The sequence below is a fragment of the Caulobacter segnis genome, assembly GCF_029543125.1.
Taxonomy (GTDB): domain Bacteria; phylum Pseudomonadota; class Alphaproteobacteria; order Caulobacterales; family Caulobacteraceae; genus Caulobacter; species Caulobacter segnis_D.
In genome coordinates this window covers 104986-118496 of record NZ_JARQWW010000005.1, presented here as the reverse complement: position 1 = coordinate 118496, position 13511 = coordinate 104986, and the positions used below count along the sequence as shown (strand labels likewise).

The following is a 13511-nucleotide window of genomic DNA, read 5'->3' as shown; positions in this document are numbered from 1 at the left end:
CCTGCTGAGCCCAAATCCGCGCGCCGAAGGGCGCGCGGGTTCCCTTCAAACCGGCCGCCGCATGCCGCGGCGACGAGGACATCCGATGAAACTCAATCGCGCACTCACCGGAGCGGCGGCCGCCCTGGCGCTCTATTGCTCTGTCGCTCCAGCGGCGCTCGCCGCCTCGATCACCTCGCCCAAGGAGGCCTTCGGCAAGGACATCGGCGACGACTACTTCCTGGCCAATTACACCCAGCTGGAATCGTACTTCAAAACGATCGCCCAGCAGACCGACCGGATGAAGCTGGTGGATATCGGCGCTACGGAGGAGGGGCGTCGCGAGTACATGGCGATCGTCTCCTCGCCGGCCAATCTGGCCAAGCTCGACCGCTATCGCGAGATCGCCCGCAAGCTGGCCAAGGCTGAAGGCGTGAGCGAGGCCGAGGCCAAGGCCCTGGCCGCCGAGGGCAAGGCGGTGATCTGGATCGACGGCGGGCTTCACGCCACCGAGGTGGTGCCGCCCCAGGCGCTGATCGCCGCCGTCCATGAGATGGTCAGCAAGGACGACCCCGAGACCAAGCGCATCTTGGATGACGTCATCATCCTCTTTGGCCAGGTGAACCCCGACGGCATGGAGCTGGTGTCCAACTGGTACATGCGCAACGCCGACGAAAAGAAGCGCGAGTTCGGAAGCCTGCCGCGCCTCTACCAGAAGTACGTCGGTCACGATAACAACCGCGACTACTACATGTCGGCCATGAAGGAGACCACCAACGTCAACCGGATCTTCTTCCGGGAATGGTATCCTCAGGTGATCTATAATCACCACCAGACCGCCCCGGGCGGCACGGTGGTGTTCATGCCGCCCTTCCGCGACCCCTTCAACTACAACTACGACCCCCTGGTGATGACCACCCTCAGCGAGGTGGGATCGGCCATGCACAGCCGCCTGGTCAGTGAAAACAAGCCGGGCTCGACCATGCGCAGCGGCGCGACCTACTCCACCTGGAACAACGGCATGGAGCGGTCGATCACCTACTTCCACAACGCCGTGGGTCTGCTGACCGAGATCACCGGCCATCCCACCCCGATGACCATCCCGCTGGTGGCGCGCAACCAGATCGCCCGTAACGATCTTCCGGCCCCGGTGGCGCCGCAGACCTGGCGCTTCCGCCAATCGATCGACTACTCGCTCAGCCTCAATCGCGCCGTCCTCGACTACGCCTCGCGCAATCGAGAGCGCCTGCTGATGAACATCTGGCGCATGGGCGACAACTCCATCCGCCGGGGCCGTCAGGACAGCTGGACGATCACGCCCAAGCGCATCGAGGCGCTCGAGGCGGCGGCCAAGGGCCAGCCGCTCGTGGGCTCGGGCCGCACCCAGGGGCTCGATCCGGCCCTCTACGACAAGGTGCTCAAGGACCCCGCCAAGCGGGACGCGCGCGCCTATGTTCTGCCCGCCGACCAGGCCGACCTGCCCACCGCCGTGAAGTTCCTCAACGCCCTGATGAAGACCGGGGTCGATGTCGAGCGCGCGACCAAGGCCTTCAGCCTCGGCGGCAAGACCTATCCGGCCGGCTCCTTTGTGGTGCGCGCCGACCAGGCCTACCGTCCTCACGTCCTCGACATGTTCGAGCCGCAGGATCACCCCCACGACTTCGCCTATCCTGGCGGCCCGCCGATCCCGCCTTACGACAGCACCGGCTACACCCTGGCCATGCAGATGGGGATCAAGTTCGATCGCGTGCTGGAGTCGGCTCAAGGCCCGTTCGAGCGCGTGAGCGACGTGATGGCGCCGCCGCCGGGCCGCATCGTCGGTTCGGGCCGCGCCGGCTATCTGGTCAGCCACGAAGCCAATGACAGCTTCATCCTGTCCAATCGGCTGCTCAAAGCCGGCGCCGAGGTGCGTTGGGTGAAGGCCGCCGCCAAGGCCGGCGGCCGGAACCTGGCGCCGGGCGCCTTGTGGATTCCCGCCACCGAACAAAGTCGCGCCATCGTCGAGGCGGCGGCCCGGGAGCTGGGCCTGGACGCCTATGCGGTGGCCAAGGCGCCGGCCGGCGATACCTTGCGCCTCAAGCCGGTGCGGGTCGGCATCGTCGACGTCTACGGCGGCAACATGCCGGCCGGCTGGACGCGGTGGCTGATGGAGCAGTACGAGTTCGACTACAAGGTGGTCTATCCCCAGCGCCTGGACGCCGGGAACATCGCCGCAGACTTCGACGTCCTGGTCTTCGCCAACAACCTATTCTCGGGCGAAGAAGGCGAGGGGGGCGGCGGCCGCCAGCCGAAGCCGGAAGATATCCCCGCGGAGTTTCGTCCGTGGCTTGGCCAGATCACCCGCGACAAGACTGCACCGCAAATCGCCTCGTTCCTGCAGGGCGGTGGATCGGTGGTGGCGATCGGCTCTTCGACGCGCTTGGCCGAGATGGTCGGCGCGCCGGCGGCGAGCGCCCTGGAAGGAAACGACGGCAAGCCATTGCCGCGAAACAGTTTCTACATTCCAGGCTCGCTGCTCGAGGTCGCGGTCGACAACACCCGGCCCCTGGCCTACGGCGCGCCGCCAAGCCTCAATGTCTTCTTTGACCGCAGTCCGGCCTTCAAGGCCGAAGGCGCCAAACCCGTGGCGTGGTACCCGCAAGGCGACGTGCTGCGCAGCGGCTGGGCCGTGGGGCAAGAAAAGCTCAGCGGCACCGGCGCCATCGTCGAAAAGGACGTCGGCAAGGGCAAGCTGTTCTTGATGGGCCCGGAGGTCGCTCAGCGCGCCCAGTCGCACGCCGCCTTCAAGTTCCTGTTCAATGGGCTGCAGTACGGCCCCATCGCCGGCCAGCCCTAAGGTTCGCATGCGCCGGCGGGCTCGCCCGCCAACGCAAGCGGCCGGTGTCCAGCCGCCCTACTGGACGCCGCATGATCCAGCCCCGCCTCCTCCAGGCGGGGCTGGACTGCGTTTGAGGACGCCGTCAAACGCCGGGCGCCCGATCGAGGGCAGGGCGGCGCCTCTTTATGCAGCGAGGACGCCACCATCGGCGGTGGCTGAGCGCGACGGCGATTTTTAGCGATTCCCGAATGCGGATTACCGCAGGCCTTCCGTCACAGAATCCTGTGCCGGCCCTTCGCCGAGCGACAGGAGCCCAGGCCATGCGGCCTTGAGCAGGGGTAGAGGAGACCGTCTTGCGATGACTAGAAGGCTTGCCAAAGGCGCCGCCCTCATCGGTCTTTTCCTGGCGGCCAGCTCAGGCGCGCTGGCGCAGGCGGCCAAGCCCGCGCCGACGGAGACCGCGCTGGCGCTGAAGCTTCGGCCCGGCCTCGACCCGCGCGGCGCCGACTTCTATCCCAGCACCTACAAGCCCATCGCCTCGCGGCCCGTGGCGATCGTCAACGCCAACATCCTCACCGGCACAGGGGCGGAGATTCGCGGCGGGACCATCGTGCTGTCTGGCGGCAAGATCGCCGCTGTCGGCCAGGGCGTGACGCCGCCGGCGGGCGCGCAGATCGTCGATGCGGCCGGACGCTGGGTCACGCCAGGCGTGATCGACGCCCACTCGCACCTCGGCGCTTTCTCGTCGCCGGGCGTCGACGGCACACGGGACGGCAATGAGAATGTCGATCCTGTCACGCCCCAGGTTTGGGTGGAGCATTCGGTTTGGCCGCAAGATCCAGGCTTCGACCGCGCCCGCGCCGGCGGCGTCACCAGCCTGATGATCCTGCCCGGATCGGCCAACCTGTTTGGCGGGCGCAGCGTTGCTCTCAAGAACGTTCCGGCCACCACCGTGCAGGCCATGAAGTTTCCGGGCGCGCCCTACGGTCTGAAGATGGCCTGCGGTGAGAACCCCAAGGAGCGCTACGGCTCGCGCGGCCGCTCGCCAGCCACCCGCATGGGCAATCTGGCGGTGACCCGACGCACCTGGATCGAGGCGGGAGACTACGCCCGGCGCTGGGAGGCCTTCGGCCGCAGAGGCACAGGCGACGCACCCAAGCGCGATGTGGGCCTGGACACCCTGTCCGGCGTCCTGAATGGCGACATCTCGGTGCAGAACCACTGCTACCGCGCCGACGAAATGGGCGTCGTCCTCGATCTGGCTAAGGAGTTCGGTTACCGCGTCACCGCCTTCCACCACGCCGTGGAGGCCTACAAGATCGCCGACCTGCTCAAGGCCAACAATGTCTGCGCCGCCGTCTGGGCCAACCGTCTGGTGGGCAAGATGGAAGGCAACGACGCCATCGAGGAGAACGCCGGCATCCTTCAGCAAGCCGGCGTCTGCGTAGCGATCCATTCGGACAGCGCCACCGTCATCCAGAGGCTGAACATCGAGTCCTCCATCGCCCTGGCTGCGGCCCGCCGCGCCGGCATCCAGATCAGCGACGCCGAAGCCGTCAAATGGTTCACCGCCAATCCGGCCAAGATCATGGGCGTGCTCGACCAGACCGGCACCCTGGAGGTCGGCAAGATGGGGGACGTGGTCCTTTGGAGCCATAACCCCTTCGACATCTATGCGGTGGCCAAGAAGGTCTACATCGATGGCGCCCAGGTCTACGACGACGATGATCCGGCCCAGCAGCACCGCTCCGACTTCGAGCTGATCCAACCCAAGGAAGTGAACTGACATGAGGCTTCTCGCCCTTTGCGCGGCGGGCGCCTGCCTGCTGGCTTCATCGGCTCTGGCTCAGCCTGTGGCGATCACCAACGCCCGCCTGATCACCGTCGGCCCCAAGGGGGTCGTCGAGGACGGCGTGCTCGTCTTCGAGGACGGGGTCATCAAGGCGGTGGGCGATGCGCGCACCCCGATCCCCGCCGACGCCCGCCGCATCGACGTCAAGGGCTCGGTGGTCACGCCGGGGATCATCTCGGCGGACGGCTCGCTGGGGCTCTCCGAGGTCGGTTCGGTGGACGGGGCGGCGGACAATCGCACGCGCACCCCCGGCCTGGGCGCCGCCTTCGATATCCAGTACGCCCTCAATCCAGAGTCCCTGCTCATCCCCCTGGCCCGTTCGGGCGGCGTCACGCGCGCCGTGGTCAGCGGACATGCGGGCGGGCCGGGCCTGGACGGCCGGCCGCAGCTCTTTTCCGGCCAGGCGGCGCTGATCAGCCTCGATCCGGCCACGCGCCTGGACGTGCGCCCCAAGGTCGCCATGTCGCTCGATATCGGCGAGGCGGGCGCGGCGGCCTCGGGGGGCTCTCGCGCCGCCGAGCTGATCGCCCTTCGCGCCGCTTTCGAGGATGTGCGCCTGTTCCAGAAGAACCGCGCCGCCTATGAGCGCGGCGAGCTTCGCAGCCTGGCGCTGTCGCAAGCCGATCTTGAGGCGCTCATTCCGGTTCTCGACGGCCGCCAGCGGCTGGTGATCGGCGTCTCGCGCGCCTCCGACATCGAGCAGGCCCTGCGTTTGGCCGCCGAGTATCGGCTGAAGATCGTCCTGTCCGGGGCAGAGGAGGGCTGGCAGGTCGCCCGCCAGATCGCCGCCGCCAAGGTCCCGGTCATCGTCGATCCCTTGGCCAATCTGCCGGGCAGCTTCGAGCAGCTGGGCGCAACCTTGTACAACGCCGCCCGATTGCAGGCGGCGGGGGTCGAGGTGGTCGTGGGCGGCGGCGGCAGCGCCGGGGGCGTGCGCGACCTTCGCTACAACGCCGGCATCGCCGTCGCTCGAGGCCTGTCCTACGACAAGGCGATCGAGGGCCTGACCCTGGCCACCGCCCGCACCTTCGGCGTGGCCGACAAGCTTGGCTCGCTCGAGCCCGGCAAGATCGCCGACATCGTCGTGTGGAGCGGCGACCCGTTCCAGCCGGCGAGCGCGGCGACGGCGGTGTTCATCGCCGGCCGCGAGCAGTCCCAGCAAAGCCGCGTCCGCGCCCTGCGCGACCGCTATCTCAAACCACAGCCATAAGGAGACAGGCCAGGAGGGCCACAGGAGAACCAAGCTCGAGGTGATCTGGGGGAAACCGATCGCTTCAAGTCATCCGCAGGCGGCTAGGGCGAAAGGCCCGGGGTTCGGCCGCCGACGCTTTCTACTCTCTCGAAAAAAATGGGGATCATCGATGCAAGCGATCACTGGGCGGTCACGCCTTCTCCTGTGCGCAAGCGCAGCCGCACTTTTGTCCACGGGCGCGCTCGCCCAGACCTCGGACGCCCCGCAGACGGACGTCGAGGAGATCGTGGTCGTCGGCAGCCAGATCGTCGGCTCCAAGATCACCGCCGCTTCTCCGGTGACGGTGATCAGCGCCGAGCAGATCGGGACCACCGGCACCTTGTCGGGGGATGACCTGTTTCGAACCATCCCGCAGATGGGGGATGTGAGCTTCAACCCGACCAACGGCGCCACCAGCAGCAACTTCGCGCGCGGCGACGTCGGCTCCATCAACCTGCGCAATTTGGGCGTCGGCAACACCTTGGTGCTGCTCAATGGCCGCCGCCTTGTGGCCCACCCCACCAGCCAGGCCGAGAACCTCACCCCGGCGGTGACCTACAACAGCAACGCCATTCCCGTGGCCGGCCTCGCGCGACTGGAGATTCTGCGCGACGGCGCCGCGGCCCTTTACGGCTCTGACGCTGTCGCCGGCGTGGTCAACAACGTCCTGCAAAGCGACTTCGACGGCCTCACCGTGGAGGCGCGCTACGGCGGCGCCGAGGGGACCAACCTCAACGAGACCGAGTTCAACGTCTTCGCCGGCAAGAACTTCCACGACGGCCGCGGCAACGTCTCGGTGTTCGTCAACTACGTGGACCGCAGCGAGCTGAGCCAGTTCGACCAGCCTTATTCGTCGCGCTCCGACAAGCGCCCGCTGTTCGTGGGCACGCGGATGGAAGGTCTTGCGGGCCTCGACGGCGGAAACAACCTGAGCGCCTGGGCCAATCTTCGCACGCCCCAGTCGTTCGGCACGGTGCGGCAGGGCGCCACCGCCCTGACCACGGCCGGCGGGCAGTTCCACATTCAGCCGACCGCCAATGGCGGATGCCAGGTGGTGCTGGCCAACGGCATCTGCATCGATGACGGCACACGCGCGACCGCCACCGGCGGCGCCGACCGCAACACGCGCCTGGGCCTGGAAAGCTATGACAGCTACCTGATCCCTCAGCTGGAGCGGGTGAACGTCTTCTTGACCGGCAGCTACGAACTCACCGAGGACGTCGAGCTCTATGGGGAGCTGGGCTACTACCGCGCCGTGACCCACAATCTGGCCGATCCGGCGTTCACCATCGGCTCGACCAAGATCACCATTCCGGCGACCAACTACTACAACCCCTTCGGCCCGATCGGCTCGCCCAACCGTCTGGCGAACCTGAACGTTCCCGCCGCCGGCCTGCCGGTGACGCTGTTCGACTATCGCTTCGTCGACATGGGGCCGACGAACGTGGACGTCACCAACGACCAGGCGCGCTACCTGGTGGGGGCCCGCGGCAAGAAGTTCGGCTTCAACTGGGACAGCGCCATCGTCTACTCCACCGCTTCGGTCAACGACGTGCAGGACGGGGTCAGCTCGACGGCGCTGCAACGCCAGCTAGGGCTGGCGACGCCGGACGCCTACAACCCCTTTAACGGCGGCGATCCGGCCAACCCCATGATCGGGGACACGACGCGCAGCAGCCAGGCGGCCATTGACGCGATCCGCATCAAGTCAAGCCGGCGCGGCGAAACCAGCATGTTCCTGTGGGACTTCAAGATCTCGCGTCCGGACCTGTTCCAGATCTGGGGCGGCGACGTGGGGGTCGCCACCGGCGTCGAGTACCGTCGCGAAACCGCCAGCGACGATCGGGACGACCGGGTCGACGGCACGATCAAGTTCACCGACGTGGTCACCGGCGAAGTGCAGGACGCCGATCTGTTCGGCGTCAGCCCGTCGCCCGACACCAAGGGTAAGCGCGAAGTGGCGGCCGCCTTCCTGGAATTCGCCATCCCGCTCGTCTCTCCGGAGATGAGCATCCCCTTCGTCCGTTCGCTCGAGGCGCAGGTGGCGGGGCGCTATGAGCACTACAGCGACTTCGGCAGCGTGGCCAAGCCGCGCGTGGCGGCGGCCTGGGACATCGTCGACGGGCTGCGCATCCGCGGCTCCTGGGCCCAGGGCTTCCGGGCCCCCAACCTGGAGACCATCAACGCCTCGATCGTGACGCGCGGCAACAGCCGCACCGACTGGGTCTATTGCGAAGCCGACCTGCGAGCCGGGCGCATCAGCTCCTTCGCCGCCTGTTCCGGCCGTGCCGCCGTGACGACCGCCCGCCGGGCCGGCAACCCCGATCTTGATGCTGAAACTTCTGAGAGCTGGACGGTCGGCGTGGTGCTGCAGCCGCGCTTTATTCCCGAACAGTATGGCGACTTCACCATCACCGCCGACTGGTGGGATGTGCAGCAAAAAGGCATCGTCGGCGTGTTCGGCGAAGGCAATGCGCTGATCGTCGACTACCTGGAGCGGGTCCAGGGTCGGGTCAACCCGGCCGTGGTGCGTCGTGAGCCGACCCCTGAGGAGGTGGCGCTCTTCGCCGGTACCGGCCTGGCCCCTGCAGGCCAAGTCATCTACGCCGACGACATGTACCAGAACCTGGAGCCTCAGTTCGCTTCAGGGGCCGACTTCAGCTTCAACTGGCGCAAGCAGACCGAGCGCTTCGGCCGCTTCAACCTCAGCGTCAACGCCGCCTACCTTCATCAGCTCTACCGCCGTCCTTCGGCCCAAATCCAGGCCTTGATCGACGCCAGGGCGGCCGGCGTGATCAATCCGGGCATCACCATCACCGAGGGCGGAAGCCTGGTGGGCGAGGGCGGTCGTCCTGAGTGGAAGGGTTCAGCCTCGTTGAACTGGACCTACAAGGACCTGGGACTTGGCTGGTTCACCCAGTACACCGACGCCGTTCGCGCCGGTTTGACCGATGCTCAAGGCGTTCAGTGGGTGGTGGCCTCCCAGGTCACCCACAACGCCACCATCGACTACCAATTCCGCGATGGGTGGAAGAACAACACCCGCCTGCGGCTGGGCGTGCGCAACGTCTTCGACAAGGATCCGCCTCTGGCGACCGGGGACGCGGGCTATCTGGGCGCGCTCTACCAGCCCTATGGCCGCTATTGGTACGCGAGCATCCGCAAGACCTTCTGAGGTCGTCGGGCCGCGGCCTTGGTCGCGGCCCGACGCCTGCAGATATTCAACGACGGCGGGGCGGCGAGAGGAGACTCTCGCCGCCCTTGCTTTTGAGCCGATCTGCAGATCACGCACCGCGACGCCCTGTGCGGGCGGGCCGCAGCGGCGATGGGCGACGGTCTGCCGAAAACCCCCTTCGACGAAGGTGCGGGTTTCTGGCCGCGGTCCGTCTAAGCCTCGTACAGAAGACGTCGGGAACCGCACTCGCATGCACCAAACTCAAAGCGCCCCACGGTTCTCGCACGCCGGCACGACCCAGGCTGCCAGGGCGTTGTGGACCAGCGGCCAAGCCCGCCGCGACGACCGCTGCTTAAAAGAGGCCGCCCAGTGAGGGCTCGACGCCTTTGGTCTCCGCTCGCCGCCGCCATCGCGGCCGTATCGATGGGGCTGCAGGCTTGCGGCGATCCGGGCAGCGCCGTGGACGAGCCGCCGCCTCTAGCGGCCGGCGTCGAGGGCGCGCCGACGGCGCAGCCGGGGCAGGCGCCCGCCGCGGGCCAGACCCTGCGCGCGGTCAAGGCCAGAGGCTATCTGCTCTGCGGCGTCCACCAAGGTCTGCTGGGCTTCGCCTATGCTGACAATAATGGCCGGTGGCGCGGCTTCGACGTGGACTTTTGCCGCGCCACCGCTGCGGCGGTTCTAGGCGACGGCAACGCCGTCCGGTTCATTCCGACCTCGTCGACCGACCGGTTCAGCGCGCTTCAGTCGGGAGAGGTCGATGTCCTGTGGCGCAACACCTCCGGGACCTTCTCGCGCGACGCCACGCTGAACCTGGCCGGCGTGAACTATTACGACGGCCAGGGCTTCATGGCGCCGCGGGCCAGCGGCGTGCGCTCAGCCAAGGACCTGGACGGGGCGCGCATCTGCATCCAGACCGGCTCCACCAACGAGCTGAACCTGACCGATTGGTTCAGGGCTCACGGGCTTCGCTACCAGCCGGTGGTCTTCGACACCGAGGACAAGGCGCGCTCGGCCTATGATCGCGAGCAGTGCGACGCCCTCACCGCCGACATGTCCAACCTGGCCGCCGCGCGGGTGGCGATGAAGCGCCCCGACGATCATGTCCTGCTGCCCGAGATCATCTCCAAGGAGCCACTGGGGCCGGTGGTGCGCCACGGCGACGACCAATGGACCGACGTGGTCCGCTGGACGCTCAACGCCACGATTTTGGCCGAAGAGCTTGGGATCACGTCTCAGAACCTCCAGGCGCAACGCCAAAGCCAGAGCCCTGAGGTGCGGCGCCTGCTCGGCGCCGAGGGCGGTCTTGGCCGTATGATCGGCCTGCAGGACGATTGGGCGGTCAAGGTGATCGCCACGAGCGGCAACTACGGGGAGATCTTCGAGCGCAACCTCGGCGCCCAGACCCCCTTGAAGCTCGCCCGGGGCCTCAACGCCCCTTGGAACGGCGCGCCGAGCGGCTTGCTCTTCGCCGCCCCCATGAGGTGAGCGATGCGCCGGCCTTCTAAGCGCGCAAGCTTCACCAAAGGCGAGCTGATCATCCAGGCGGTCATGCTGGCCGCAGCGGTCCTGGTCATCTGGGCGCTCGCCGCCACCGCCCTGGCCAATCTGCGGGCTCGCGGCATGGCTTCAGGATTTGAGTTCCTCGAGCGGCCGGCCGGCTTCCAGATCGCCCAGTCCTGGATCGCCTACGACCCCGTCGACAGCCATGCCCGGGTCTTCCTGGTCGGCGCGCTCAACACGCTGTCCGTGGCCGCCGCCGGCATCGTCCTGGCCACCGTGATCGGCGTCGTCGCCGGCGTCGCAAGACGCGCCCGCTCCCTGGTCGCCCGGGGGGCGGCGAGCGTCTATGTGGAGGTGGCGCGCAACACGCCCCTGCCGATCCAGCTTCTGGTCTGGTACGCCCTGATCACCGCAGCCCCGCCGCCTAGGGCCGCCCTGGCCTTGGGCGATGCGATCTTCCTCACCAACCGCGGCCTCCACCTGCCGTCCCTGACGACCGCCGCTCCGGCTTGGGTGCTGTTTTTCATCCTCGGCGCGCTTGGCGTCGGCAGCGCCCTGGTCCTGTGGGCTTTGACGGCGCGCGGGGCGACCAGGCATCGCCGGTTCGTCCTTAAGGGCGCCGTCGTGCTTGGCCTGGCCATCCTGGGCCTGGCGATCCGCGGCGTCAGCCTGCCGCATCGAACCGGCTTTGGGTTCGAGGGCGGGCTGGAGGTGTCGCCGCCGCTGCTCAGCCTGCTGGCGGCCCTGACCTTCTATACCGGCGGCTACATCGCCGAGATCGTCCGCGGGGGCCTGGCGTCCGTCGACCGAGGGCAGGGCGAAGCGGCGGCCGCCCTGGGCTTGAGCCCGCTGCAGACAGTGCGGCTGGTCACACTGCCTCAGGCGCTTCGCGTCATGGCGCCGCCCATGGTCAGCCAGTACCTAAACCTTCTGAAGAACTCCTCCTTGGCGGTGGTCGTGGGCTATCCCGACCTCGTCGCCGTCTTTGGCGGGACATCCCTCAACCAGACCGGACAGGCGATCGAGACACTTGGCCTGGTGCTCGTCTTCTTTGTGGCCGTCAGCCTGACCCTCAGCTGGGCGGTCAACAGCTGGAGCCGCCGTCAGCAGCGATGGAGCGTCCGATGAGCCCACCGCGTCCACGTCCGCGCCAACCGCTGGCGCAGCGCATGATCGACGCTCTGCGCCGACGTCCCCTCGACGCCGCCGCCGCCTTGGCGGTCCTGATCATGGCGGCCTGGATCGCGCCGGGACTCATGCGCTGGGCGATCATCGACGCCACCTGGACCGGCGAGACGAAGGCCGCCTGCACCGAGGGGGGCGCTTGCTGGGCCATCGTCACGTCGCGCTGGCGCCAGGTGCTGGCCGGCTTCTATCCCAAGGATCATCTATGGCGCGTCGCAGCCGCCGCGCTGGTCCTTTTGGCCGGCGTCGCGCCGCTCCTGCGCCGGCGCACCAGCGGCCTGGCCCTGGCCACGGCGCCGGCGGCCGTGCTGCTCGCCTATGGCGTCATGGAAGGCGCGGGCGTCCTGCCGCGCGCGCCCACTGACTACTGGGGCGGCTTCTTCCTCAATCTCTTCATCGGGCTGGGCGCCTCGATCTTCGCGCTTCCGCTGGGCATCGCGCTGGCGCTTGGACGAACCTCGCGCCTGCCCGTGGTCAAGGGCTTGTGCGTCGCGTTCATCGAGGTGATCCGGGGCTCGCCGCTGATCGTGCTGCTGTTCGCCGCGGCGGTGGTGGCGCCCCTCTTCACCCCGGCCGGCATGACCCTCGACAAGCTGACGCGCGCCATGATCGTCATCATCCTGTTCGAGGCGGCCTACATGGCCGAGGCGGTGCGCGGCGGGCTGGCGGGCGTGCCGGCCGGCCAGGTCGAAGCCGCGCGCGCCCTGGGCCTGGACCGGTGGCGCACGCTTGTCTTCGTGGTGCTGCCTCAGGCCTTGAGGATCGCCACGCCCGCCCTGGTCAACAGCTTCATCGGCCTCTTCAAGGACACCACGCTCATCTATGTGATCGGGGTGCTCGACATCACCGGCGTGCTGCGCAACGCCGTCACCGATTTCGCCTGGCAGGGCCTTGAGACGGAGGCCTATGTCTTTGTCGCGGCCGTGTTCTGGGTGTTCTGCTTTGGGCTGTCGCGCTGGTCGGCCAGCCTGGAGCGTCGCCTCTCCATCCCTGGGAAATCCGCATGAGCAACGCCGATTGCGCAATGGTCGCCATCCGCGGCCTGAACAAATGGTACGGCGATCATCACGTGCTGCGGGGCGTCGATCTTGATGTCGCCGCAGGAGAACGCGTGGTGGTGCTGGGGCCTTCCGGCTCGGGCAAGTCCACGCTCATCCGCTGCATCAATGGGCTGGAGGCCTATGAGGAGGGCGAGCTGGACATCGCCGGCGTCGGCCGCCTGGCTGGCGCCAAGGCCGTTGAGCAGTCGCGACGCCTCACCGGCATGGTGTTCCAGGGCTTCAATCTCTTTCCGCACCTGACCATTTTGGAAAACTGCGTCCTGGCGCCGGTGCAGGTGGCCAAGCGCGATCCCAACGTCGTCCGGGAAGAGGCCATGGCGCTGTTGGCGAAGGTGCGCATCAGCGACCAGGCCCACAAATACCCGGCCCAGCTTTCGGGCGGTCAGCAGCAGCGCGCCGCCATCGCACGCGCCTTGGCCATGCAGCCCAAGGTCATGCTTTTCGACGAGCCGACCTCGGCCCTCGATCCGGAAATGGTCGGCGAGGTGCTGGATGTGATGACCGCGCTGGCCGCCAGCGGCATGACCATGGTGGTGGTCACCCATGAAATGGGGTTCGCTCGCGAGGTGGCCGACCGGGTGGTGTTCATGGACGCCGGCGAAATCGTCGAAATCGCGCCGCCGGCGGCCTTCTTCGATGCGCCACGTCAAACGCGCGCCCGCGATTTCGTGCGAAGGGTTCGCTAGTGCGCACGCAACATGTGCGGCGAG

At 67.7% G+C, this 13511-nt stretch carries 8 protein-coding genes; all 8 read left to right on the top strand.

All coding sequences use genetic code 11. The features are described 5' to 3' along the window. The first annotated feature begins 85 nt into the window (after window positions 1–85). The 8 genes from P7B02_RS15510 to P7B02_RS15475 all read left to right on the top strand — a co-directional run bounded on the left by P7B02_RS15510 (window position 86) and on the right by P7B02_RS15475 (window position 13487). Entirely contained in the window at window positions 86–2815 is a 2730-nt protein-coding gene (locus P7B02_RS15510; protein WP_277787255.1) for a M14 family metallopeptidase, read from the top strand. A gap of 340 nt (window positions 2816–3155) precedes the next feature. Further along, window positions 3156–4583 (top strand): amidohydrolase, encoded by a 1428-nt coding sequence (locus tag P7B02_RS15505; protein ID WP_277787254.1) that lies wholly within the window; start codon window positions 3156–3158, stop codon window positions 4581–4583. 1 nt (window position 4584) lies between these two features. Beyond that, a complete protein-coding gene (locus P7B02_RS15500; protein ID WP_277787253.1) occupies window positions 4585–5859 on the top strand; it encodes an amidohydrolase family protein in 1275 nt (424 codons plus the stop codon). A gap of 151 nt (window positions 5860–6010) precedes the next feature. Further along, complete coding sequence (locus tag P7B02_RS15495) at window positions 6011–9055, top strand: TonB-dependent receptor domain-containing protein (protein ID WP_277787252.1); 3045 nt, start codon at window positions 6011–6013, stop codon at window positions 9053–9055. 369 nt (window positions 9056–9424) lie between these two features. Continuing rightward, window positions 9425–10540, top strand: a complete 1116-nt coding sequence (locus tag P7B02_RS15490) for an amino acid ABC transporter substrate-binding protein (protein ID WP_277787251.1) — start codon at window positions 9425–9427, stop codon at window positions 10538–10540. Window positions 10541–10543: 3 nt separating this feature from the next. Then, window positions 10544–11683, top strand: coding sequence for an ABC transporter permease subunit (locus P7B02_RS15485; protein ID WP_277787250.1), 1140 nt, complete (start codon window positions 10544–10546; stop codon window positions 11681–11683). Between the two features lie 41 nt (window positions 11684–11724). Beyond that, on the top strand, window positions 11725–12747 hold the full coding sequence (locus P7B02_RS15480) for an amino acid ABC transporter permease (RefSeq protein WP_277787249.1): 1023 nt from the start codon (window positions 11725–11727) through the stop codon (window positions 12745–12747). Beyond that, entirely contained in the window at window positions 12744–13487 is a 744-nt protein-coding gene (locus tag P7B02_RS15475) for an amino acid ABC transporter ATP-binding protein (protein WP_431355821.1), read from the top strand. Before P7B02_RS15480 ends, P7B02_RS15475 begins: the two co-directional genes overlap by 4 nt. Window positions 13488–13511 lie beyond the last annotated feature (24 nt).